This window comes from Jiangella aurantiaca (assembly GCF_004349105.1).
In the GTDB taxonomy this organism is placed as follows: Bacteria; Actinomycetota; Actinomycetes; order Jiangellales; family Jiangellaceae; genus Jiangella; species Jiangella aurantiaca.
In genome coordinates this window covers 177,658-200,156 of sequence record NZ_SMLB01000004.1, presented here as the reverse complement: position 1 = coordinate 200,156, position 22,499 = coordinate 177,658, and the positions used below count along the sequence as shown (strand labels likewise).

The 22,499-nt window shown below is 71.3% G+C and carries 22 protein-coding genes; 9 read left to right on the top strand and 13 right to left on the bottom strand.

Going from position 1 to position 22,499, the window contains the following annotated elements; translation table 11 throughout:
- Positions 1 to 6 precede the first annotated feature (6 nt).
- From E1262_RS04755 to E1262_RS04735, 5 genes are all read right to left on the bottom strand, one after another.
- The gene (locus E1262_RS04755) at positions 7 to 783 is read right to left on the bottom strand and encodes a methyltransferase domain-containing protein (RefSeq protein WP_132101865.1); all 777 of its coding nucleotides are present in this window, start codon (positions 781 to 783) and stop codon (positions 7 to 9) included.
- Between the two features lie 18 nt (positions 784 to 801).
- Positions 802 to 1,293, bottom strand: a complete 492-nt coding sequence (locus tag E1262_RS04750; RefSeq protein ID WP_132101864.1) for a hypothetical protein — start codon at positions 1,291 to 1,293, stop codon at positions 802 to 804.
- 81 nt (positions 1,294 to 1,374) lie between these two features.
- Positions 1,375 to 2,178, bottom strand: a complete 804-nt coding sequence (locus E1262_RS04745; protein WP_132101863.1) for a methyltransferase domain-containing protein — start codon at positions 2,176 to 2,178, stop codon at positions 1,375 to 1,377.
- A 20-nt stretch (positions 2,179 to 2,198) separates the two neighbouring features.
- Positions 2,199 to 2,435: an anti-sigma factor family protein gene (locus E1262_RS04740; RefSeq protein ID WP_132101862.1), complete on the bottom strand. Its 237-nt coding sequence runs from the start codon at positions 2,433 to 2,435 to the stop codon at positions 2,199 to 2,201.
- Positions 2,432 to 3,058 (bottom strand): RNA polymerase sigma factor, encoded by a 627-nt coding sequence (locus tag E1262_RS04735; RefSeq protein ID WP_132101861.1) that lies wholly within the window; start codon positions 3,056 to 3,058, stop codon positions 2,432 to 2,434. The genes E1262_RS04740 and E1262_RS04735 overlap by 4 nt, the downstream gene beginning before the upstream one ends.
- A 254-nt stretch (positions 3,059 to 3,312) precedes the next feature.
- On the opposite strand from E1262_RS04735, the gene sdhC reads away from it, so the two are divergent.
- From sdhC to E1262_RS04705, 6 genes are all read left to right on the top strand, one after another.
- Complete coding sequence (sdhC, locus tag E1262_RS04730) at positions 3,313 to 3,690, top strand: succinate dehydrogenase, cytochrome b556 subunit (RefSeq protein WP_132101943.1); 378 nt, start codon at positions 3,313 to 3,315, stop codon at positions 3,688 to 3,690.
- Positions 3,691 to 3,694: 4 nt separating this feature from the next.
- Entirely contained in the window at positions 3,695 to 4,138 is a 444-nt protein-coding gene (locus E1262_RS04725; RefSeq protein ID WP_132101860.1) for a succinate dehydrogenase hydrophobic membrane anchor subunit, read from the top strand.
- Positions 4,139 to 4,165: 27 nt separating this feature from the next.
- Positions 4,166 to 5,911 carry a succinate dehydrogenase flavoprotein subunit gene (sdhA, locus tag E1262_RS04720; protein ID WP_132101859.1) on the top strand — a complete coding sequence of 582 codons (1,746 nt, stop codon included), beginning with the start codon at positions 4,166 to 4,168 and terminating at the stop codon, positions 5,909 to 5,911.
- The gene (locus tag E1262_RS04715) at positions 5,911 to 6,660 is read left to right on the top strand and encodes a succinate dehydrogenase iron-sulfur subunit (protein ID WP_132101858.1); all 750 of its coding nucleotides are present in this window, start codon (positions 5,911 to 5,913) and stop codon (positions 6,658 to 6,660) included. The genes sdhA and E1262_RS04715 overlap by 1 nt, the downstream gene beginning before the upstream one ends.
- A gap of 199 nt (positions 6,661 to 6,859) precedes the next feature.
- Positions 6,860 to 7,780: a type IV toxin-antitoxin system AbiEi family antitoxin gene (locus E1262_RS04710; RefSeq protein ID WP_132101857.1), complete on the top strand. Its 921-nt coding sequence runs from the start codon at positions 6,860 to 6,862 to the stop codon at positions 7,778 to 7,780.
- A gap of 119 nt (positions 7,781 to 7,899) precedes the next feature.
- Positions 7,900 to 8,142, top strand: coding sequence for a hypothetical protein (locus tag E1262_RS04705; protein ID WP_132101856.1), 243 nt, complete (start codon positions 7,900 to 7,902; stop codon positions 8,140 to 8,142).
- Here the strand turns inward: E1262_RS04705 and pcrA are convergent.
- Positions 8,118 to 10,430 (bottom strand): DNA helicase PcrA, encoded by a 2,313-nt coding sequence (gene pcrA, locus E1262_RS04700; RefSeq protein ID WP_132101855.1) that lies wholly within the window; start codon positions 10,428 to 10,430, stop codon positions 8,118 to 8,120. The two genes, E1262_RS04705 and pcrA, sit on opposite strands and share 25 nt — an antisense overlap.
- 169 nt (positions 10,431 to 10,599) lie before the next feature.
- Here pcrA and E1262_RS04695 point away from each other — a divergent pair, with 169 nt between their 5' ends.
- Entirely contained in the window at positions 10,600 to 11,337 is a 738-nt protein-coding gene (locus E1262_RS04695) for a YwaF family protein (protein WP_132101854.1), read from the top strand.
- On the opposite strand, the gene E1262_RS04690 is transcribed toward E1262_RS04695, so the two are convergent.
- From E1262_RS04690 to E1262_RS04670, 5 genes are all read right to left on the bottom strand, one after another.
- Complete coding sequence (locus E1262_RS04690) at positions 11,255 to 12,190, bottom strand: hypothetical protein (protein ID WP_132101853.1); 936 nt, start codon at positions 12,188 to 12,190, stop codon at positions 11,255 to 11,257. The two genes, E1262_RS04695 and E1262_RS04690, sit on opposite strands and share 83 nt — an antisense overlap.
- A gap of 24 nt (positions 12,191 to 12,214) precedes the next feature.
- Positions 12,215 to 12,637 carry a peptidase inhibitor family I36 protein gene (locus tag E1262_RS04685; protein ID WP_203453536.1) on the bottom strand — a complete coding sequence of 141 codons (423 nt, stop codon included), beginning with the start codon at positions 12,635 to 12,637 and terminating at the stop codon, positions 12,215 to 12,217.
- Between the two features lie 85 nt (positions 12,638 to 12,722).
- The gene (locus E1262_RS04680; protein WP_132101851.1) at positions 12,723 to 13,079 is read right to left on the bottom strand and encodes a hypothetical protein; all 357 of its coding nucleotides are present in this window, start codon (positions 13,077 to 13,079) and stop codon (positions 12,723 to 12,725) included.
- 423 nt (positions 13,080 to 13,502) lie between these two features.
- Entirely contained in the window at positions 13,503 to 14,186 is a 684-nt protein-coding gene (locus E1262_RS04675; RefSeq protein WP_275261619.1) for a LuxR C-terminal-related transcriptional regulator, read from the bottom strand.
- Positions 14,183 to 15,691 (bottom strand): ATP-binding protein, encoded by a 1,509-nt coding sequence (locus tag E1262_RS04670; protein ID WP_132101850.1) that lies wholly within the window; start codon positions 15,689 to 15,691, stop codon positions 14,183 to 14,185. Before E1262_RS04670 ends, E1262_RS04675 begins: the two co-directional genes overlap by 4 nt.
- A 124-nt stretch (positions 15,692 to 15,815) precedes the next feature.
- Between E1262_RS04670 and E1262_RS04665 the strand changes: the two genes are divergently transcribed.
- A complete protein-coding gene (locus E1262_RS04665) occupies positions 15,816 to 17,141 on the top strand; it encodes a PspC domain-containing protein (protein WP_162605771.1) in 1,326 nt (441 codons plus the stop codon).
- Positions 17,142 to 17,220: 79 nt separating this feature from the next.
- Here the strand turns inward: E1262_RS04665 and E1262_RS04660 are convergent, their stop codons facing one another.
- Both E1262_RS04660 and guaA read right to left on the bottom strand, forming a co-directional pair.
- A complete protein-coding gene (locus E1262_RS04660; RefSeq protein WP_132101848.1) occupies positions 17,221 to 18,351 on the bottom strand; it encodes a glycerophosphodiester phosphodiesterase family protein in 1,131 nt (376 codons plus the stop codon).
- Between the two features lie 112 nt (positions 18,352 to 18,463).
- Positions 18,464 to 20,041 carry a glutamine-hydrolyzing GMP synthase gene (guaA, locus tag E1262_RS04655; protein WP_203453535.1) on the bottom strand — a complete coding sequence of 526 codons (1,578 nt, stop codon included), beginning with the start codon at positions 20,039 to 20,041 and terminating at the stop codon, positions 18,464 to 18,466.
- Positions 20,042 to 20,148: 107 nt separating this feature from the next.
- Between guaA and E1262_RS04650 the strand changes: the two genes are divergently transcribed.
- Positions 20,149 to 22,488: an OmpL47-type beta-barrel domain-containing protein gene (locus tag E1262_RS04650; RefSeq protein ID WP_132101847.1), complete on the top strand. Its 2,340-nt coding sequence runs from the start codon at positions 20,149 to 20,151 to the stop codon at positions 22,486 to 22,488.
- The last annotated feature ends 11 nt before the right edge of the window (positions 22,489 to 22,499 follow it).

Genomic DNA, 22,499 nt, shown 5'->3' with positions numbered 1-22,499 from the left:
CACCGCTCAGCCCGGCTTGCGCGCGGCGAACGGATAGCCGAAGACCTCGTACCGGCGGGCGTTGCGCTCCCCCGGTGCACCACCGAAGGTGTCGACCGCCGGCCCGACTCGGATGTCGGCGAAGCCGGCGGTCGTCAGCAGGCCCCGCCAGTCGTCGACGGACAACCCGCCCGCGATGCAGTCGGTCCAGAGGTCGATCGAGCAGGCCGCCGCCGCTGGTACTGGCCGCCCGAGAGCGATGTCGGCGATCCGCAACCGGCCGCCCGGCCGCAGAATCCGGAAGGCCTCCGCCAGGGCCAGCGTCTTGTCGGCGACGAGATTGAACACGCCGTTGGAGATGACGACGTCCGCCCAGCCGTCGGCGACCGGCAATCCTTCGGCGAGCCCCTCGCGGAACTCGACCTGGCCGAACGCCATGAGGCGCGCGGTCTCGCGCGACTTGGCCAGCATGGCGGGCGTCATGTCCACGCCCACCACGTGGCCGTCGGCGCCGACGAGACAGGCGGCGACGAAGGTGTCGAAGCCGCCGCCTGAACCGATGTCGACGACGTGCTCGCCCTGACCGAGCGGCCCGAGCGAGAACGGGTTGGCCACACCGGCGAAGGACTCGACCGCGCGGTCGGGCAGCGACTCGACCAGTGCGGCGTCGTAGTCCAGGAGCCTGGCGAGCCGCCGGCCCGTGTGGAAGTGGAACCCGCCCGCCGGGTGCCGCGCCAACTCGGCGTACTTCTCCGTGACCGAGGCCCGGAGCTGTCCTGGATCGACGGTGAGCATCGTGCTCACGGCTGGTCCCCTTCCCTGTCAGTGTGCGCCCGGACGTGGCACCGCGACCCGCAGGGTGAGCACGGCGCCGACGACGAAGATCGCGACCGCCAGGTAGATGAGGCCGAGGTGCTCGATCGTGTCGAAGTCGTTGGGGTAGTGCGCGGGAAGGGCGATGCCGACGGCCAGCACCGCTGACGCCACAGCGGTCCACCACGCCCAGCGCTGCCCGCTTCCCACACCCACCCATGACAGTGCTGCCACCGCCACGCCCAGCGCGATCAGGAAGCCGGCGATCGCGATGTGCAGGTGCGAGATGTACTCGAACAGCTCCGGGCTGAACTCCTTGATCTGGTCACGCGTGACCGGAACCTCGTCGGTGGAGATGCCGAGTTCGAGGAACTGGTCGGAGAAGTTGAGGATGAAGAAGATCACCCCGTATCCGATGAACCCGAGCCCCGCCAGCGCCATCAGCCCCGACCCGACTCGTGCCTGGCGGTGAACTCCCGTCCGCATCGTTTCCGTCGCCATGACGACCTCCCCCTTCGTACTGATCCTTCGCTGGGGAGGACGTTCGGACGGCGCGGATATTGCGTGCCCGTCCCGCGCGGTTCAGGACTCCGGCTTGGCGGCGCGGACGATCAGCCCGACGGCCACGCGGTCGCGTCGTCCCTCGGGGATGACGCGCGCCATGAGCTCCAGCACCGCCGGAGTGAACAACGGATACAGCGCTACGTCGGCGAGGCCGAACGGGACCTGCTCGTTCATCTCGACGCCGACCAGTCCGGCGTGATCCAGCTTCTTCGCGAACACGCGCTCGGACAGGGCGCCGGAGATGCACCCGGCCCACGCGGCGTCACTGGTGAGCACCTCGGCCGGCAGGTCGTCCTCGACCGTCAGGTCGGCGACGCAGAGACGTCCACCCGGGACCAGCACGCGGACGATCTCCGCGAGGACGCGGCTCTTGCGGGGCGAGAGGTTGATGACCCCGTTCGACACGACGACGTCCACCGAGGCGTCGGGCAGCGGCATGTCTTCCATCAGACCGGTCGTGAACTCACACGACGCTCCGACGCCCGCCTCCTCCGCCGTTTCGCGGGCCCGGTCGCACATCTCCGCGAGCATGTCCAACCCGATGACCCGGCCGGCCGGACCGACGCGACGGGCCGCGAGGACTGTGTCGATGCCTCCGCCGCACCCCACGTCGAGCACGACGTCACCCGGCGACAGTCCGGCGTACCGGACGGGGTTCCCGACGCCGAGCGCCCAGTCGACCGCACGCTCGGGGATCGAGGACAACTCCTCATCCGAATAGAACCGCTGGGCCATGGCCCGTCCGGCCCCGGCGGGGATGGCACCGTAGGCGTCGCGGACCTTGGCCCGGATCTCCTCCTGGAACATCAGGTCGCCGTTCATCTCTCCATGGGCCCCACGGCTCAGTCGATGTGATCGAGGTCGTCGATGAACCGCGACAGCCGGTTCCGGACATCGTCGGGGACCCCGCCCTCGGCCGTCGTCCGCAGCAGCTGCCGCAGGCTCCGGGCGAACTCCAGCTCACCGCAGCACCGAACGCACCAGGCCAGATGCTCTTCGACCGCGCGCTGGTTCTCGTCAGACAGTCCCCGATCGAGGAACTCCCAGAGGTGCCGGACGGCCTCACCGCAGCTGATCATGCGCTCCACCTCGGACCCCCTCCCTCGCGTTCCCCGGCCCGGGCGCCGCCCTGATCAGGGAGGAGGCCGCACTCGGCGGCGTAGTTCCACATCTCCCGCTCGAACAGCCTCCGGCCGCGATGAAGTTGCGACAGGACCGTCCCGAGCGGCAGCTCGAGCATCCGGGCGATCTGCGCTGTCGCGAAGCCCTCGACGTAACGAAGGACGAGCGGCGCACGGTAGCGAGGTGGCAGCCGATCGAGAACCGTGTCCACGTCGTCATCGGTGAACGCACTCAGGAAGTCCAGGTGAAGACTGTCCGAGTAAGGGAACGGGTCCTCCTCGACGAGCGTCCGGTAGAGCGAGAACCGCTCGACGTCGTCGACCGGGAGCTCGCGAGGCGCGCGGAGGTCCTTGCGGACACGGTCACGCCAGACATTGGCGAGAATGACCCGCAGCCATCGGGCGCCGGCCTGGTGATCCCGGAGCGAACCGAACGCCTGGCAGGCCCGCAGCAGGGCCTCCTGCACGACGTCCTCGGCATCGTTGCGCCCCGCGAGCCGCCGGGCGAGCGCGTACAGTCCCGGCAGCTCGTCGCGGGCGAGCTGCTGGAGCGCCGCCGTGTCGCTCGCGGTGAGCACCATCGCTCTCCTCCCGTCGCCGGCCGTACTCCCTTCACCGACAGGACGAACCGGACTGCACCAGCATTGCACCGAACAGCAAGATCTTCGGTTTGTTAGGAGACCCTCAGTGAGGGATGTCACGGCCCGAACAATGCCCTGAACAGGTCAGACGTGAGATTGACCACGGACCTGACCCTTGCGGCGGAGCTAGCATGAGCGGCGGCCGAGCGCGGACGCCCGGCCGTCCCCCGTCGCAATCGGAAGGCAGCACGTTCGTGCCCAAGGCGCCTGCTGGCACGCTCTATCGCGGCCGTGAAGGCATGTGGTCGTGGGTGGCCCACCGGGTCACCGGAATCGGCATCTTCTTCTTCCTCTTCGCGCACATCCTCGACACCGCGCTCGTCCGGGTGTCGCCGGAGGCGTACAACGAGGTGATCGACACCTACAAGAACCCGATCGTCGGGCTCCTGGAGGTCGGGCTGGTGGCCGCCGTGGTGTTCCACGCGTTCAACGGCCTGCGCATCGTCCTCGTGGACTTCTGGTCGAAGGGGCCGCGCTACCAGAAGCACATGTTCGCCACCGTCCTGGTCCTCTGGGTGGTGCTGATGGTGCCGTTCACGATCCGCCACCTCTCCCACGTGTTCGGGGGCTGACGCGATGACGACGACGATTCCCGCCCCGCGGACACCGCGCCGGCTGCGCGGCCGCACCAACACCGAGCTGTACGCGTGGATGTTCATGCGCGCGTCCGGCGTGCTGCTGGTCATCCTGATCTTCACGCACCTGTTCGTGAACCTGATGACCGGCGACGGCATCAACGCGCTCGACTTCGGCTTCGTGGCCGGCAAGTGGGCCGACCCGGTCTGGCAGGTGTGGGACCTGATGATGCTGTGGCTGGCGATGCTGCACGGCACCAACGGGCTGCGCACGATCATCAACGACTACGCCGAGCGCGACCAGGTGCGGCTGTGGCTGAAGGTCGGGCTGTACACGGCCACCACCATCACCATCGTGCTCGGGACGCTGGTGATCTTCACGTTCGACCCGTGCCCGCCGGACGCGGCTGCCGACCTGTTGCCGTCGTTCTGCCCGGTGCCGTAGCGCTCAGCCGTAGAGAGGCGAGTTTCCATGCAGACCCATCAGTACGACGTGGTGATCGTCGGTGCCGGCGGCGCCGGGATGCGCGCGGCGCTCGAGGCCGGCCAGCGGGTCCGCACCGCCGTGCTGACCAAGCTCTATCCGACCCGGTCGCACACCGGCGCGGCCCAGGGCGGCATGTGCGCCGCGCTGGCCAACGTCGAGGAGGACAACTGGGAGTGGCACACCTTCGACACCGTCAAGGGCGGTGACTTCCTGGTCGACCAGGACGCCGCCGAGGTGATGGCGAAGGAGGCCATCGACGCCGTCCTCGACCTGGAGAAGATGGGACTGCCGTTCAACCGCACGCCCGACGGCCTGATCGACCAGCGCCGCTTCGGCGGGCACACCCGCAAGCACGGCGAGGCCGCCGTCCGCCGGTCCTGCTACGCCGCCGACCGCACCGGCCACATGATCCTGCAGACGCTCTACCAGCAGTGCATCAAGCGCGAGGTCGAGTTCTTCAACGAGTTCTACGTGCTGGATCTGCTGTTCACCGAGGTCGACGGCGTCCGGCGCACGGCCGGCGTGGTGGCGTACGAGCTGGCCACCGGCGAGATCCACGTGTTCCGCGCGAAGGCGGTCGTGTTCGCGACCGGCGGCGCCGGCAAGGTGTACAAGACCACGTCGAACGCGCACACGCTGACCGGCGACGGCATGGCCATCGCGCTCCGGCGCGGGCTGCCGCTGGAAGACATGGAGTTCTTCCAGTTCCACCCGACGGGCCTCGCCGGCCTGGGCATTCTGCTGTCCGAGGCGGCCCGCGGCGAGGGTGCGATCCTGCGCAACAGCGAGGGCGAGCGGTTCATGGAGCGCTACGCCCCGACGCTGAAGGACCTCGCGCCGCGCGACGTCGTCGCCCGGGCGATGGCCAACGAGGTCCGCGAGGGCCGCGGCGCCGGCCCGAACAAGGACTACGTGCTGCTCGACCTCACCCACCTCGAGCCGTCGCACATCGATGCCAAGCTGCCCGACATCACCGAGTTCGCCCGCACCTACCTGGGCGTCGAGCCGTACACCGAGCCGGTGCCGGTCTTCCCGACGGCGCACTACGCGATGGGCGGCATGCCGACGACCATCGACGCCGAGGTGCTTGCCGACAACACCCACGTCGTCCCCGGCCTGTACGCCGCCGGCGAGGTGGCCTGCGTGAGCGTCCACGGTGCGAACCGGCTGGGCACGAACTCGCTGCTGGACATCAACGTCTTCGGCCGGCGGGCCGGCATCGCGGCGGCGGAGTTCGCCGCGAAGGCGCCGCTGGTCGAGCTGCCGGACGCGCCGTCGGCGGACACCGAGGCGCTGCTGGAGGGGATCCGTGACCGCGCCGACGGCGAGCGGGTCGCCGTCCTGCGCCGCGAGCTGCAGGAGACGATGGACGCGAATGCCCAGGTGTTCCGTTCGGAGGCGACGCTGAAGCAGGCGCTCTCTGACATCCACGCGCTGAAGGCCCGCTACGCGAACGTGTCCGTGCAGGACAAGGGCCGCCGGTTCAACACCGACCTGCTCGAGGCGGTCGAGCTCGGCTTCCTGCTCGACCTCGCCGAGGTCATCGTCGTCGGCGCCCTGGAGCGCAAGGAGTCGCGCGGCGGCCACTTCCGCGAGGACTACCAGAACCGGGACGACGTCAACTACATGCGCCACACCATGGCGTACCGCTCCGATGAGGGCGACGTAGTCCGGCTGGACTTCAAGCCCGTCGTCGTCACCCGATACCAGCCGATGGAGCGCAAGTTCTGATGACTGCAGTTGCCGAGGCGCCGGTCGCCGGCGCAATCCCGTCCTTCCAGGTCACGCTGCGGCTGCGCCGGTTCAACCCGGAGACTGACACCGAGCCGCGCTGGGAGGACCACACGGTCACCATGCACGGCACCGACCGGGTGCTCGACGCGCTGCACAAGATCAAGTGGGAGATCGACGGGTCGCTGACGTTCCGGCGGTCGTGCGCGCACGGCATCTGCGGCTCTGACGCGATGCGCATCAACGGCCGCAACCGGCTGGCGTGTAAGACTCTCCTCAAGGATTTGGAACTCCACAAGCCGATCACCGTCGAGCCGATCAAGGGCCTCGCGGTGCTCAAGGACCTCGTGGTCGACATGGACCCGTTCTTCGAGGCCTACAAGTCTGTTCTTCCCTTTCTGATCACGAGCGGAAATGAGCCGTCGCGCGAGCGGCGTCAGTCGCCCGAGGACCGCGCCCGCTACGACGACACCACGAAGTGCATCATGTGCGCCGCGTGCACCACGTCGTGCCCCGTGTACTGGTCGGACGGCCAGTACTTCGGCCCGCAGGCGATCGTGGGAGCGCACCGGTTCATCTTCGACTCGCGTGACGAGGGCGCCGAGCAGCGCCTCGAGATCCTCAACGACCGCGACGGCGTGTGGCGCTGCCGCACGACGTTCAACTGCACAGATGCTTGTCCTCGAGGGATCGAAGTGACCAAGGCGATCCAGGAGGTCAAGCGCGCCCTCCTCTTCCGCCGCGTCTGAATTCTCCCACCGATTCCCCGTTGATCTTGGAGTAACCGGGGAGTTGCCGGGGGATTCGTCCGATTGATCCCCCGGTTACTCCAAGATCAACCCGGCTGGCGGCGTGCCGACCACCCACAGGGGCGGCCGGCCGGCGGAGTTGTCCACATTTCGCCGTTCCGGCCTGGCGGCGGGCCGTGCGTACGGCGACGGTGAACGCATGCCGCCGCTACGTCGACCGCCCGGGCCCACGCCGACTCCGGTACCCGCGCCATTGCGTGGGACGGCGTTCACGCTGGCGGCGGGCCGGGCCTGCGACGTCACGCCAGAGCAGCTGCGCCGGCGCACCTACGTCCGGGTGCACCGCTGCGTCTACGCCGAGCGCGGGTCGCCGCTGGATGGCGAGCGGGCCGTGCGGGCGTGGATGCTGGCATTGCCGGCCGATGCGGCGCTGTACGGCGCGACGGCTGCGGCGTGGTACGGACTGCCGGTGGAGCCGCCATCGTCGGTGCAGGTGATCGTGCCGCCGGGGACTGTTCCGCGACGGCGGCCGGGCCTGGAACCACACGAGGGCCTCGGCCCGGACGATGCCGCGATCCACCGCGGCCTGCGAGTCACGACGCCGGAGCGCACGTGGCTGGATCTGTCCCTGACGCTCGGCGACGTCGACCTCGTGGTTGTCGGCGACGCGATGGTGGGCCGCGGGCTGACGACGCCCGAACGACTCATCGAGACTGCCGACGCGGCTCGGCGGCGACGCGGGATCGTCCGGGCACGGTCGCTGGCCCGGCTGATCCGGAACCGAGTCGACTCGCCGCAGGAGACGCGGCTGCGGCTCACCCTCGTCGACCACGGGAGCCTGCCCGAGCCCGCGGTCAACCCCGACCTGCTCGACGATCACGGCGGCTGGATCGGCCGGCCGGACCTCGCGTATGAGGAGGCCAAGGTCGCCATCCAATACGAGGGCGACGTCCACCGGACGAACAGGAAACGCTGGCGAACCGACATCGCTCGCGACGAGGTGCTGCGCGACAACGGCTGGGAGGTCATCCGCGTGACGGCCGACGATCTCGCCCGTCCGTCGCAGCTGTGCGCCCGCGTCCGTCGCTCCCTCGACCGCCAGCGCCGCCGCTCTGCCTGATCCCACCGCCTTTCGCGCAGCGCCGCCTTTCCTGCCGCTACGTCCGCGTTGATCTTGGAGTAATCGGGGAATCAATCGGACGAATCGCCCGGCAACTCCCCGGTTACTCCAAGATCAACGTGGACGGTGAGGTCGGCGAGGCGCGCACGGCCGAGATCCTCGAAATCCCGGTCGCCGGCGGCGCGGGCGTTGGCGACGTGGTTGACCAGTTCGAGCAGCTCGGCGACGTGCTGTCACCCGTGATCGTCTGGCCCCTCGTCATCGCGCCGGCCGCCGCGAGCATCACCGCCGCCGTCGTCCTGTATCGGAACGGGCGGCGGCGGGTGGCGGAGCCGGCTCAGAGCTTCTCGACCGGGGCGTAGCGCAGCAGCAGCGTCTTCAGCCCGGACTCGCCGAAGTCGACGGTGGCCTGCGCGTGCTCACCCTGGCCGTTGGTCGCGACGACAGTGCCGAGGCCGAACGCGTCGTGGGTGACGCGGTCGCCGGGCGACAGCGAGATGACCGGCCGGTTGCCGGCGCCGCTGGACCGGCCACTGACCGGCTGCCGGCGCGGTGGCGGCGGCGTGTTCCACTTGACCTGGTCGGCCTCGGTGCGGCGCCAGTCGATCAGCTCGTCGGGGATCTCGGCGAGGAACCGCGATGCCGGGTTGTGCGCCGGCGATCCCCACGCGCTGCGCAGCAACGCCCGCGACAGGTACAGCCGCTCGCGCGCCCGGGTGATGCCCACGTAGGCGAGCCGGCGCTCCTCCTCGAGCTCTTGGGAGTTGCCGCCGAGCGAGCGCTGGTGCGGGAAGACGCCGTCCTCGAGGCCGGTGAGGAACACCACCGGGAATTCCAGGCCCTTGGCGGTGTGCAGCGTCATCAGCGTGACCATGCCGTCGTGGTCGTCGCCCTCGGGGATCTCGTCGGCGTCGGCGACCAGGCTGACCTGCTCGAGGAACCCGGACAGCGAGCCGTCGGAGTCTTCGCTCGCCTCGTACTCTCCGGCGACGGCGACCAGCTCGCGGAGGTTGTCGAGGCGGGTCTCGTCTTGCGGGTCGTCGGACTCGGACAGCTCCGCGACGTACCCGGTGCGGTCGAGCGTCGCCTCGAGGACGGCGGCCGGCCCGACGCCGTCGTCGACCAGCGCCCGCAGCTCGTCGGTCAGTTCGACGAACCCCTCGATGGCGTTGACCGAGCGGGTGGCGATGCCGGGCGCGTCGGCCGCGCGGCGCAGCGCCTGGAAGAACGTCGTCCGGTCGCGCTGGGCCAGCGCCTCGACCATGGCCTCGGCGCGGTCGCCGATGCCGCGCTTCGGGACGTTGAGGATGCGCCGCAGCGACACGGAGTCTTCGGGGTTGGCCAGGAACCGCAGGTACGCCAGCGCGTCGCGGATCTCGCGCCGCTCGTAGAACCGGGTGCCGCCGACGACGCGGTAGGGCAGGCCGACCCGGACGAAGATCTCCTCCAGCACGCGGGACTGGGCGTTGGTGCGGTAGAACACCGCGACGTCGCCGGTCCTGACCAGCCCCTCGTCGGTGAGCCGGTCGATCTCGTCGGCGACGAACTGCGCCTCGGCGTGCTCGTCGTCGGCCACGTATCCGACGATCTTGGCGCCGTCCCCGCTGTCGCTCCACAGCCGCTTCGGCTTGCGGCCGGGGTTGCGCGCGATGACGGCGTTGGCGGCGGACAGGATGGTCTGCGTCGAGCGGTAGTTCTGCTCCAGCAGGATCACCCGGGTGTCGGGGTAGTCCTCCTCGAACTGGAGGATGTTGCGGATGGTGGCGCCGCGGAACGCGTAGATGGACTGGTCGGCGTCGCCCACCACGCACAGCTCGGCCGGCGGCACCGCGGGCTCGTCCTCTCCGGAGATGACGCCGGTGCCGACCAGCTCGCGCACCAGCACGTACTGGGCATGGTTGGTGTCCTGGTACTCGTCGACCAGGATGTGCCGGAACCGCCGCCGGTAGTTCTCCGCGACGTCGGGGAACGCCTGCAGCAGGTGCACCGTCGTCATGATGAGGTCGTCGAAGTCGAACGCGTTGGCCTCGGCGAGCCGGCGCTGGTACAGCTCGTACGCCTCGGCCACCATCTTCTCGTGGTGGGTGTCGGCCCTGGCCAGCGCGGTCTCGTAGTCGATCAGCTCGTTCTTGAAGTTGCTGATGGCGTAGCTGAACTGGCGCGGCTGGTAGCGACGCGGGTCGAGGTCGAGCTCGCGGCACACCATGGCCATCAGCCGCTGGGAGTCGGCCTGGTCGTAGATGGAGAACGACGAGGTGTAGCCGAAGTGCTTGGCCTCGCGCCGCAGGATGCGCACGCACGCGGAGTGGAACGTGGACACCCACATGATGTCGGAGCGCTTCCCGACGAGGTCGGCGACGCGCTCCTTCATCTCGCCGGCGGCCTTGTTGGTGAACGTGATGGCGAGAATGGAGCCCGGGTGCGCGTTGCGCTCACCCAGCAGGTAGGCGATGCGCCGTGTCAGCACCCGCGTCTTGCCCGACCCCGCCCCGGCGACGATGAGCAGCGGCGACCCCTTGTGGGTCACGGCCTCGCGCTGCGGCCCATTGAGGCCGCCGAGCAGCGCTTCGGGGTCGCGAGACCGCCGCTTGACCGGCTTGTTCGGCTGGGCCGCCTCGGTCAGGGTGAGGTCGTCGAACAGGGCACTCATTGCCGGCGGGTCACACTCGCCTTCTCACTCGCTTGGCGCTGGCGCACCCAGCCTATGCCCGACCGCCGACACACTCCGCCCGAACACGCTTACGAACGCGGCTGCGATCGGCTGCCCACGCGCATGACCTCGCGCCGGACGGGAACCGTACAGGGTGGGAGCGGTATCGATGCCGGGCGACACCTTCACGCCGTATGGCCCCTCCCACGTGGCCGTACTGGTGGTCCTGGCCGCTCTGGCCTGGTGGCTGGTGCGGCGGGGACGCGCGGCCCGCGGCACCCGCGGGGCGGACCGGCTCAGCGCCGGGTTCGCGCTCGTCTTCCTGGCACTGACGCTGCCGCTGCAGGTGTACTTCAACCTGCCCGGCCGCTTCGACGTGGGCCTCTCGTTGCCGATACAGCTGTGCGACTTGGCCTGGCTGGCGGCGATCCACGCGCTCCTGACGCGCCGGCGGTGGTCGGCCGCGCTGACGTTCTACTGGGGCATCACCCTCAGCATCCAGCCGATCCTCACCCCGGATCTCGACGCTGAGTTCCCCGACCCCGCGTTCATCCTCTACTGGTCGATGCACGGCATGACCGTCGTCGCGGCGATCTTCCTGACGTGGGGGCTGGGGATCCGGCCCGGCTGGGACTCGTACCGAGTGGCGGTGACGGCGACGGCGGTGTGGGCGGTGACGGTGTTCACGTTCAACGTGGCGGCCGACACGAACTACGGCTTCCTCAACGCCAAGCCGGACTCGGCGTCGGTGCTCGACCTGTTCGGTCCTTGGCCCTGGTACGTGGTGGTCGAGACGGTGCTCATCGCCGCGGTGTGGGCCCTGATCACCTGGCCGTGGACACGGCGGACACCTGCTGGTCGAGCAGCGCGCGGTAGGCGTCCAGCTCCGCTTGGTTGGCCGCAATGAACCGGGCCTGGTAGTCGGCCTCGACGGCGGACCAGGCGGGGATCAGGCCGGTGGACTCCTTGCAGGCGACGTCGGCGACGGCGGTGGCGATCTCTTCGGGGCCGGCCGTCTCGGACGTCCACCAGCGCGGGTCGTCGTTGGCGTCCATGGGCGCGGCGTACCGATACCCCGCGTCGGCCATGCACGCCGACCAGGCCGCGAACGCGTCGAGCACCCGAGGATCGGCGAGTGCGGCGTGCCAGGCCTCGGACTGGACGGCGGAGACCAGGTCCTGGCCGGCCCGCAGCGCAGCCTCGTCGGCGACCGCCGTGGCGCGTGCCGCCGCGCCGATGCAGCCGCCCTCGGGGACGCCGTCGCGCGCGGCCGGGGCGCCGCCGGCCGTCACGCCGACCAGGACCGCCAGCTCGGCGTCGGTGTGCGCCTCGTAGAACTCGCGCCGCACGTCGACGGTGGACGGCGGGTGGTAGCCGTGCGTGGCGGCGATCTCGGGGTCGGCGACGGCGTACCGGCGGTCGTGGCGGCCGGCCGCGGCCGATGCCGACTCGGCGGCGGTGCCGAACGGCAGCGGGTCGACGGCCGCGGCGTCGAGGCCCAGCCTCGCGGCGCAGTCGCGTACGTGCGCCGCAGCGGCCCGGCCGAGCAGCTGGTCCTCGGCGGCGCTGAACGCGTACGCGTCGAGCGGCAGCGTCAGCCCCGCCGCCTGCGCCGGCCCGGCAGCCCGCGCCGGCACGGCCCCGGCCACCGCGGCTCCCCCGCCCGGCGACTCGACGGCGACGTCGGCGGGCGCGGCCGCGCACCCGGCTCCAGGCAGGGCGAGCAGGACGGCGGTACGGACGAGCACACGGGCGGTCATGCCACGGCCTTTCGCGGCCACCGGTCAGCCGCACACCAGGGGCTGCTGGTGGCACCAGTTGAACGATGCGTTGTCGTTGTACGTGTCGCCGAGATTCCGCGCGGACAACGGCGGCACGTCGTCAGCCGGGCCAGCATAACCGGAATTGAAGTAGACGCGCGCGGTGAAATAGCCATCGCGATTCGCCGCCGACGCGGCATTGTTCTTCACCGGGCTACCGGCGCCCGTGCCAGTGCCGAGGAAGCGGTACGGCGCGAAGTCGCTCACCCGGTAGCGGAAGTCGTGCAGCGCGCCGGCCTGCCCGGAGTTGTAGTAGAGGCACAGCTCCAAGCCTTGGCACGCGCCGTCGTGCTCGGCAGCGGACGCCGTCGGGGACGCGCCCGCGACCAGCACACTCGTCAGAATCGTCGCGGCCGCGGCGGCGGCCAGGCGCCGGATCGGCGTCACTCGCGGACCTCCCAGTCAGGCTCGGCTGCCGTCACCCTAACCGACGGCGACGCATCCGTGAACCGCCCCCTCCGGGCCGCCGGGATCAGTTCCAGAAGACGGCGATCACGACATTCGCCGCGGACAACCCGAACAGGGCGAAGAACAATCCGTCGGCGATGGTCGTGCGTTTCCGGTTCGCGAAGGCAAGCGCGGTGATGATCAGCACGATGACCAGTTTCACGCCGATCTTCGCGTTGTTGACATCCTTGTCGAGAGAATCGATCCCGGAGGCCATGCCGACCATCGCCACGCCGGTGACGAGCTGCGTCAGCGCGCCGTGCAGCATCGCCATGTTCACGACGCGGCCGTCCCGGGCGCTCAGCTGGACCATGATCCCGCCGAGCAGGCTGGCCAGGCCGAAGAAGTGCAGCACGAGCACCAGGTCGTAGACGAACTCCATGATCACCCTTCCTGCGTCGAGGCGGGAAGCAGCCTACTACGCCGTGTCGTACTCCGGTGCAGCAGGGCCACGATCAGGATCACCCCAGCGTCACCACGATCGCAGGCCTCGTCCACCTCGCTAGGCGTTCTCCCGCCCTACCAGCCATGCATTCCTGGTGGAGCGGGAAGACGCCTAGTGAAGTGACGCGAGAACGGTCGAACGCCGTGAACGGGCCGACCGCGGGCCGGGGATCTGCAGCATGTGTGCCGGGAGTCCGGCGGCACGCGGGCTCGTGCTGCTCCTGGAGAAGTCACATCGTCACGCGTCTGGCGCACACCTCGACCGTCGCAGAGCCGTACACCATGCAAATCCGGTCCCGGTGCGGTCATCGGAGCGAGTGAGGTGCTCCCCGGGCGAGTGTGGCCAGGCGATCGTCGTCGATCAGACCAGGCGGCGGTCGGTCGCCCACCGGGTCAGCTCGTACCGGTTGGACAGCTGCAGCTTGCGCAGCACCGCCGACACGTGCGTCTCGACCGTCTTGACCGAGATGAACAGCTCCTTGGCGATCTCTTTGTACGCGTAGCCGCGGGCGATCAGCCGCAGCACCTCGCGCTCGCGCTGGGTGAGGCGGTCGAGGTCGTCGTCGACGGACGGCGCCTCGGTGCCGGCGAAGGCGTCGAGCACGAACCCGGCCAGCCGGGGCGAGAAGACGGCGTCGCCGTCGGCCACCCGGCCGATGGCGGAGACGAGGTCGTCGCCGGTGATGGACTTGGTGACGTAGCCGCGGGCGCCGGCGCGGATGGTGCCGATGACGTCCTCGGCGGCGTCGGACACCGACAGCGCCAGGAACCGCACACTGGGCTCCTTCGGGTGCACCTGGCGGATCACCTCGGCGCCACCGCCGCCGGGAAGGTGCACGTCGAGCAGCACGACCTCGGGCTTGGTCCGGAGCACGACCGCGACCGCCTCGGCGGTGTCGGCCGCCTCGCCGACGACGTCGACGGACGGGGCCTGCGCGAGCTCGGCGCGGACGCCGGTGCGGAACATGGCGTGATCGTCGACGAGGACGACCGTCACCGGGCCGGCGTCGGCGGGCCTGGTCTCGTCTGCTTTGGTCTCGCTCACGAGCTTCTCCTCGTCGACAGTCGGACTTCCGTGCCTTCGCCGGGCGCGGACCGGATGGTGGCCTCGCCGCCGTGCCGCTCCATGCGCCCGATGACCGAGCGTCGCACACCGAGCCGGTCCTCGGGGACGGAGTCCGGGTCGAACCCGGCGCCCCGGTCGCGGACGAACACCTCGACGCCGTCGTCGCCGGCCTCGACGAAGATGTCGATCTTGTCAGCGCCCGAGTGCTTGGCGGCGTTGACGGTGGCCTCGCGGGCGGCCTTGAGGACGGCCCGGGCGACGTCGTCGATCTCGGCGTCGCCGACGGTGACCACCTCGACCGGCGTGCCGAACGCGTCCTCGACCTCGGCGGCCATCTTCGTCAGCGCGGCGGCCAGCGAGGACCCGTCGTCGACGAGGTCGCTGTAGAGCCAGGCGCGTAGGTCGCGCTCCTGGCTGCGGGCCAGCCGGACGACGGCGCGCGGGTCGTGTGCCTGCTTCTGGATCAGCGCCAGCGTCTGCAGCACGGAGTCGTGCAGGTGCGAGGCCATGTCGGCGCGCTCCTGCGACACGATGCGGGCGCGCCGCTCGCTCTCCAGGTTGCGCCACAGCTTCCACAGCCACGGGCCGGCGATCAGCCCGACGCCGACGAGGATGACCAGCACGCCGCCCAGCGCGTCCATCGTCGCGTCGAACTGGCCCTGGCCCACGAGGAACACGACCACACCGGCCACGACGACGCCCGCGCCGGCCACCACCCGCATGCCGGCGATCCAGCCGCCCTTGCCGGTCAGCGCGGCCAGCCACGGCAGCCGCGGCGAAATGGCCGACAGCCGGCTGCGCTCCTGCTCGTCGGCGGCCCGCCACACCAGCGTCAGGCCGGCGGCGGCCAGCAGCAGCGGGAAGAACACGGCTGGGCTGACACCGAGCGGGGTCTGTTGGACCAGCAGCCAGACCCCGGCGCCGAGCACCACCAGCGCGGCAAGCTGGCCGAGGTCGCCCGTGCGCTGCGACAGCGACCGGCGGCGGCGCTTGCCGGTGCGGGTAGCGGCGGCCAGGCCGGCCGGTGTGCGCGCCTCCTCGGCCTCGCGCGCGATCGTCTGGTCCAGCGGGGTGAAGATCCACAGCGCGAGGTAGAGCACGACGCCGAACCCGGATACCGCGCTGAGCAGGCTGAACGCGATGCGGACGGCGAGCGGCTGCACCTTGAACTGGGCGGCCAGCGCGACGGCGACACCGCCGACCATGCGGCCGTCGGAGTACCGGACGAACCGCGGCGGCGCGCCGGGATCGACGGCGGGGTCGGGTGTGCGGCCGCCCCGACCGGCCGGCGGCGGCTCGCCGGGCGGCAGCTCGCGCGGCCCGCGCTCGGTGGCCGCCGCGGCGTCCGTCTCCGGCTCGGGATCGGCGTCGACGGGGTCGGCGGGCGCCGCGGTCGTGTCGTCGACGGGGTCGCCGGTCTCACCGGGGCGCGCCGAACCACGCGCTGCCGGGCCGGCAGCACGTGGCGTCGGCACAGTGCTCATGACATCGATGGTCACACGCGCGAGCGCGCGCCGCCATGAGGGACGTCCCGGAGATCCGGGCTCGGGGGCCGTTCCGGGTCATCCCCGATGCATTCGGGGCCGCTACCTCGGCATCATCGATGGCATGAGTGATCTGCCTCCTGCCTCCCCCGCCACGGGCGCCGGGCCCAGCGTCTCGGACGAGTTCCGGTCGCTGCGCCGCAGCCGGTCGGACCGGGTCGTCGCCGGTGTGCTCGGCGGGCTGGGCCGGCGGCTCGGCATCGACCCCGTCGTGCTCCGCATCGCCACCGTCGTCCTGTCGATCTTCGGCGGCGTGGGCGTCCTGCTGTACGCGATCGGCTGGCTGGTGGTGCCGGCCGAGGACGAGGACCGCTCGATCCTCGACCAGGCGCTCGGCCGTGGTGAGAACCGCCGCACAGGCACCGTCCCGCTGGCGCTGCTGCTCGCCGGCGTCGGCCTCATCGCCGGCATCGGCATCATCGCCGGCACGTGGGACGGCGGCGTACTGCTGCTCCTGGCCGTCATGGGCGTGTACCTGCTGCTGCGCCGGCGCGCCGACGATGACGACCTGACCCGCGCCGACGCGCCGCAGGAGGCCGGGTTCGACTCCTACGTCTACGATCCCAGCGTCGCGCCGGCGGCCCCGGGCGGGACGGCCACCAGCGCCGCCACGAGCCCCGGCACGACCGGCGACGCGAGCGCCGCCGGCCCCACCGGCTCCAGCGCCACGGTCGCCGGTCCGTCCGGCCCGACCAGCGGCTGGCCGGAGGGCCCGGACTGGGGTCCGGCACCCCCGCCGCCGCCCCCGGCGCCCGAGTCGCCGCCAGCGCGGCCGGCCAAGCAGCGCTCGGCGCTCGGCCTGATCACGTTCTGCCTCGCGCTGGTCTCCGTCGGCGTGCTCGCCGTCAACGACGCGACCTGGGCGACCTACCCGCCGGGGATGTACGTCGCGGTCCCGCTGGGCATCGTCGCGGTCGGCCTGCTCGTCGGCGCCTGGTACGGGCGGTCGCGCGGCCTCATCGTGTTGGGCTTCCTGCTCTCGATCGCGCTGATCCCGGCCACCTGGCTGTCGCAGTGGAACTGGAGCGACGTCGGCGACGCCACCTACCGCTACACCACGGCGACCCAGGTGCCGACCAGGATGCAGGAGCACGGCGCCGGGTCCATCACCTACGACCTGTCCACGCTGACCCTCACCGACGACCAGACGGTGCACCTGGACGTCTCGCAGGGGGTCGGCGAGCTGACCGTCATCGTGCCGCCGGACGCCGACGTCACGGTCGAGCGGGCCACCGTCGGCGCCGGCGATCTCACCGTCTTCGAGGAGTCGCGCGACGGCGCTGGGCTGGAGTTCATCGGTGTCGCGAACAACGGCGCCGACGGCCCGGGCGGCGGCACGATCGTCATCGACGTCGAACTCGGCGCGGGTGACCTGGCGGTGACCCGATGAAGCGACACGACACCGACGTCGTCTCCCTCGTCTTCGGACTTCTCTTCCTTGGAGTGAGCGCCATGTGGCCGTTCGTGCACTACGACGTGCTGGGCCTGTCCGGCCTGGAGGTCGCCATTCCCGTGCTGCTGGTGTCGATCGGGCTGGCCGGGCTCATGGCGTCGCTCAGCAAACTCCGCCGGGAGCGCGACCCGAAGGCCTGATTTCTGGCCGCGACCGCGGTGTCGGGGTGGTCGGTGAACACGCCGTCCACCCCGGCACCGAAGAAGACCCCGAGCTCCCCCAGCGCGTCGCCGTGGCCGGCCGCCTCCCGGCCGCGGCGCCGGTCGGCCGGCAGGAACGAGTTCTCGTTCCGGAACGTCCAGGCGTGCACCGCCATCCCGAGGTCGTGCGCGTCGGAGATCAGCCGGCCGGGGTGCCCCAGCCGGCCCTCGGGGTCGCGCGGCACCACCAGCGACTTGTGCGCCCCGAGCACCGTCGCGTACGACGCCACCTCGCGCAGCCCGGTCGGGGTGAGCATGTCGACGAACCGGCGCCCGTCCTCGGCCCGCTCCCAGTCGAACGGCCGGCCGGTGATGTCGACCAGTTGCACCAGCGGCACCGAGGTCCGGGCGGCCAGCCGGCGCAGCACCGACGGCTCGTAGCACTGGACGACGACGGCGATCCCGGAGCGCTCCAGCCGGAACCCGCGCAGCGCCGCCATCAGCGCGTCCTCGGCCGACAGCCCGCGCTCGGCGAAGTAGGTCGGGTGCTTGAGCTCCGGATAGAGACCGACCGGACGGCCCCGGCGCCGGCCGCCCACCACCGCCAGCGTGATGATCTCGTCGAACGTCGGCACCCGCAGCCGCCCGTCGAAGGCCTGGTTGGCCGGGCGCAGTTGCGGGATCCGCTCGCGCGCGTACAGCGACTTGACCTCGTCGAGCGTGAAGTCGTCGACGAACCAGCCGGTCAGCTCGCGGCCGTCGACCAGCCCGCGGCGGCGCCGGTGCGCGAACTCCGGCCGTTCGGCGACGTCGGTGGACGCGGACAACTCGGCCTCGTGCCGGGCGACCAGCACGCCGTCGCGGGTGAGCTGCAGATCGATCTCGAGGAAGTCGGCACCGAGGTCGATGGCGAGCTGGTAGCTGGCCAGCGTGTGCTCCGGGCGATAGCCACACGCGCCACGGTGCGCGACGACGAGGGGCCGGTGGAGCGCGAACGTGTCCGACATGTGGTCAGGCTAGGGACCGACCATGTCAGGCCGACCACGCCGATTCGAACTGGGCGTGACGCGCTGCCCAACGCACACGCACAATCGGGCCTCGCACCTCATTCGGCGCGGATCACTCCCACTCGATGGTGCCCGGTGGCTTGCTGGTGACGTCGAGCACGACGCGGTTCACTTCGCGCACCTCGTTGGTGATGCGGGTGGAGATGCGCTCGATCACGTCGTACGGCAGCCGCGACCAGTCCGCCGTCATCGCGTCCTCGCTGGACACCGGCCGCAGCACGATGGGGTGGCCGTACGTGCGGCCGTCGCCCTGGACGCCGACCGATCGGACGTCGGCCAGCAGCACGACCGGGAACTGCCAGACGTCGCGGTCGAGGCCGGCCGCGGTCAGCTCCGCGCGGGCGATGGCGTCGGCCCGGCGCAGGATGGCCAGCCGCTCGGCGTCGACGGCGCCGACGATGCGGATGCCCAGGCCCGGACCCGGGAACGGCTGCCGCCAGACGATCTCCGCCGGCAGGCCGAGCTGCTCGCCGACCGCCCGGACCTCGTCCTTGAACAGCGTGCGCAGCGGCTCGATGAGGGTGAACTGCAGGTCGTCGGGCAGGCCGCCGACGTTGTGGTGGCTCTTGATGTTGGCCGTGCCCTCGCCGCCGCCGGACTCGACGACGTCGGGGTACAGCGTGCCCTGGACCAAGAATTCGACGGTGCCGGCCGCACCATCAAGGCCGGCCTGGGCGACGATGTCGCGCGCGGCATGCTCGAAGACCCGGATGAACTCGCGGCCGATGATCTTGCGCTTCTCTTCCGGGTCCTCGACGCCCTTGAGCTGGGTGAGGAAGCGGTCGGCGGCGTCGACGACGTGGAGGTCGACGCCCGTGGCGGCCACGTAGTCGCGCTCGACCTGCTCGGACTCGCCCTCGCGCATGAGCCCGTGATCGACGTAGACGCAGGTCAGCTGGTTGCCCACGGCCCGCTGGACGAGCGCGGCGGCCACCGCGGAGTCGACGCCGCCGGACAGCCCGCAGATGACCCGCTTGTCACCGACCTGCTCGCGCACCGCCGCGACCGTCTCCTCGACGATGTTGACCATGGTCCAGGTGGGCCGGGCGCCGGCGATCTCGTAGAGGAAGTGCTGCAGGACCGCCTGCCCGTGCTCGGAGTGCAGCACCTCCGGGTGCCACTGCACGCCGGCCAGGCCGCGCGCGGTGTCCTCGAACGCCGCGACCGGGGTGTCGGGCGTGCCGGCCAGCACCTCGAAGCCGGCCGGCGCCTCGGTGACGGAGTCGCCGTGGCTCATCCAGACCTTCGCGCCGGTCTCGACGCCCTGCAGCAGCACGCCGGGAACCCGGACGGCGAGGTCGGTGCGGCCGAACTCGGACTTCCCGGTGTGCGCGACGGTACCGCCGAGTGCCCGGGCCATGGCCTGGAAGCCGTAGCAGATGCCGAACACCGGCGTGCGCGCCTGGAACAGCGCCGGGTCGACGGACGGCGCGCCCTCGGCGTACACGCTGGACGGCCCGCCGGACAGGATGATCGCCTTGGGGTTCTTCGCCAGCATGTCCGCGACCGGCATGGTGTGCGGGACGATCTCGGAGTAGACCCGCGCCTCACGGACGCGCCGGGCGATCAGCTGGGCGTACTGGGCGCCGAAGTCGACGACGAGAACGGTGTCATGGGAGGTCTCGGCCACCTGACCGAGCGTAATGCAGACCTTGGCAGGACGCCGCACGTCCAGTAGGGTCACGTCTCGGTATTTACGGCCTAGCCCGTAACTTCCGACGTCCCGGAGGTTCACCGATGCGCCGCCCGCTCCTCGCCGTCCCGCTCGCCGCCACCCTCTCCGCCGTCCTCGTCACCGCCCTGACCAGCACGGCGGCACCCGCGGACGCCGAGTCGTCCGCCGTCGCCGCGCCGGTCTCGCTGGGCGCCCCGCTGAACGACGTCACCCTCGTCGGCGGCGCCGTGGCGACCACCCCGGACGGCGTGCCCACCGTCTACGGCGTCACCGTCGGCCAGCCGGTCCGGCTGTCCGCCGCCGACGCGCGCACCGGCGAGATCCTGCTGACGACGCCGCTGCCCGGCGCCAACTCCGCGACCGGCGTCGTCGCGCTCGAGAGCGGCGACGTCTATGTCAGCACCAATCCCAACGGGCGCCTCTACCGCCTGCCGTGGGGCGCGGACGCCGTCGAGGACCTCGGGCAGGTCGCCGCGGGCCAGACGTTCGGGTGGGACATCGTCGAGGGCCCCGACGGCCGCATCTACGGCGTGACCTTCCCCGGTGCGCGGCTCTACGCGTACGACCCGGACACCGGCGCGTTCCATGACTACGGCGCCGTCGCCGCGGACACCCAGCAGGCCCGGACCGTGGCGTCGTACGGCGGCAAGCTCTACGTCGGCACCATGACCCGCGCGCACCTGGTCGAGGTGGACCCGGCGACCGGCGCGAAGCGGGAGATCGCGCTGCCGCCCGCCTCGGACCCGGGGAACGAACTGACCTCGGTGTTCGACGTCAACGTCGTCGGCGACCGGATCTACGTGCGCATCGGTACCGACATCAAGTACGCGCCGCTCTACGAACTGGACCCGGCCACCGGGACCTGGGGCGCGTCGCTGGACACCGTCGCCGGCCTGGAGCTGCCGGCGGCCGGCCCGGACGGCGAGCTGTACGTCATGCGATCCAATACGCTGACCGCGTGGGACCCGGCCACCGGCGCCGCCGCCCCGACGTCGCTGCGCTACGAGGGCCGGGTCTACAACTACCGCGGCGTGGGCTGGGTGGACCTCGGCGACCCGGAGTGGCCCGGGTTGACGCTGACCGGCTTCTTCTGGCGCGGCGAGCTGTGGCGGTACAACCCGGCGACCGGCCGCGGCGAGGTGGTGCCGACGGCGGTCCCGGGCGAGCCGATCGAGATCCTCTCGCTCGAGGCGGCCACCGGCGGCGGCGTGTGGGCCGGCGGGTTCCTCAACGGGTTCGCCCACGTCGACGCCGAGACCGGGGCGTCCCGGTTCCGCCGGTTCGCACAGACGGAGCAGATCTACGACGACGGCGAGAACGTCTGGATCGGCGGGTACCCGGACGCGCGCGGCTACCGCTACGACCCGGACGCTCCGCTCAACGACCCCGACTACGCCCCCGGCCCTCCCGGCACGCCGGTCAACCCCGTCAAGCTGTGGGACTTCAAGCAGCACACGCAGAACCCGCAGGACCGGATCTTCGCGATGCTCCCGGTGGGCGACCTCGTGGTGGCCGCGACCGGGCCGAAGGGCTCGACGTTCGGCGGCTCGGTCGCGGTGGCCGACCGCACGACCGGGCAGACCCGCTTCCTCGACGACCTCTCGCCGGACCGGGCGCTGACCTCGCTGGCGGCGTCGTCCGACGGCCGGACGCTGTACGCCGGCACCTGGGTCTACGGCGGCACCGGCAGCCCGGAGCCGGTGCAGTCCGAGGGGACGGTGCTGGCGTTCGACCCGGCGAGCGGCGAGGTGAGCTGGCAGGTCTCGCCGGTGCCGGGCGCGCCGAGCTACGTGGCGACGACATTCGATGCGGCCGGGCGGCTGTGGACGCTGGCCGGGTCCGCCCTCGTCGAGCTCGACCCGGCCACGGGCGCCACGATGCGCACCGTCCAGCTCGGCGCGCCGCTGCCGCCGGGGCGCAAGACCTGGCCGCACCAGGCCGGCATCGTCGAGCCGGTGCCCGGCGCCGACGCCCTGTATGTGTCGGCCGGTCAGCGGCTGCACCGGGTGTACGGCGCCACGGGCGCCGCCGAGGACCTGGGCACGTTCGGGTACTCGCCGTTCACCGTGGTCGACGGCGGCGACCTCGCGATGGCGTCCGGGGCGGAGCTGTTCCGGTGGACGCCACCCGCGCCCGACGCCGCGCCGCCGGCCGTCACCGCCGGCATCGGCTACGTGGACGGCGACTGGCGGCCGTACCTCGAGCTGACCGCCGACGACGGCGCCGGCATCGGGGTGCACGAGATCGCCTACCGGCTCGACGGCGGGCCGTGGACCACATACTCCGAGCCGGTCCGGCTGCGGCCCGGGCGGCACACCGTCGAGATCCGGGCCGTCGACCGTGCCGGCAACGCGACGACTGTGACCGAGCACCTGGTGGCGCGGCCGGTCTTCGGCGGCTGACCGACGCCCTG

What these genes read in the sequence shown, in the direction of transcription:
- E1262_RS04750 (WP_132101864.1), bottom strand. Translation starts at nt 1,293, where the DNA reads ATGGCGACGGAAACGATGCGGACGGGAGTTCACCGCCAGGCACGAGTC.
- E1262_RS04745 (WP_132101863.1), bottom strand. Translation starts at nt 2,178, where the DNA reads ATGAACGGCGACCTGATGTTCCAGGAGGAGATCCGGGCCAAGGTCCGC.
- E1262_RS04740 (WP_132101862.1), bottom strand. Translation starts at nt 2,435, where the DNA reads ATGATCAGCTGCGGTGAGGCCGTCCGGCACCTCTGGGAGTTCCTCGAT.
- E1262_RS04735 (WP_132101861.1), bottom strand. Translation starts at nt 3,058, where the DNA reads ATGGTGCTCACCGCGAGCGACACGGCGGCGCTCCAGCAGCTCGCCCGC.
- E1262_RS04725 (WP_132101860.1), top strand. Translation starts at nt 3,695, where the DNA reads ATGACGACGACGATTCCCGCCCCGCGGACACCGCGCCGGCTGCGCGGC.
- sdhA (WP_132101859.1), top strand. Translation starts at nt 4,166, where the DNA reads ATGCAGACCCATCAGTACGACGTGGTGATCGTCGGTGCCGGCGGCGCC.
- E1262_RS04715 (WP_132101858.1), top strand. Translation starts at nt 5,911, where the DNA reads ATGACTGCAGTTGCCGAGGCGCCGGTCGCCGGCGCAATCCCGTCCTTC.
- E1262_RS04710 (WP_132101857.1), top strand. Translation starts at nt 6,860, where the DNA reads ATGCCGCCGCTACGTCGACCGCCCGGGCCCACGCCGACTCCGGTACCC.
- pcrA (WP_132101855.1), bottom strand. Translation starts at nt 10,430, where the DNA reads ATGAGTGCCCTGTTCGACGACCTCACCCTGACCGAGGCGGCCCAGCCG.
- E1262_RS04695 (WP_132101854.1), top strand. Translation starts at nt 10,600, where the DNA reads ATGCCGGGCGACACCTTCACGCCGTATGGCCCCTCCCACGTGGCCGTA.
- E1262_RS04690 (WP_132101853.1), bottom strand. Translation starts at nt 12,190, where the DNA reads ATGACCGCCCGTGTGCTCGTCCGTACCGCCGTCCTGCTCGCCCTGCCT.
- E1262_RS04680 (WP_132101851.1), bottom strand. Translation starts at nt 13,079, where the DNA reads ATGGAGTTCGTCTACGACCTGGTGCTCGTGCTGCACTTCTTCGGCCTG.
- E1262_RS04670 (WP_132101850.1), bottom strand. Translation starts at nt 15,691, where the DNA reads ATGAGCACTGTGCCGACGCCACGTGCTGCCGGCCCGGCAGCGCGTGGT.
- E1262_RS04665 (WP_162605771.1), top strand. Translation starts at nt 15,816, where the DNA reads ATGAGTGATCTGCCTCCTGCCTCCCCCGCCACGGGCGCCGGGCCCAGC.
- E1262_RS04660 (WP_132101848.1), bottom strand. Translation starts at nt 18,351, where the DNA reads ATGTCGGACACGTTCGCGCTCCACCGGCCCCTCGTCGTCGCGCACCGT.
- E1262_RS04650 (WP_132101847.1), top strand. Translation starts at nt 20,149, where the DNA reads ATGCGCCGCCCGCTCCTCGCCGTCCCGCTCGCCGCCACCCTCTCCGCC.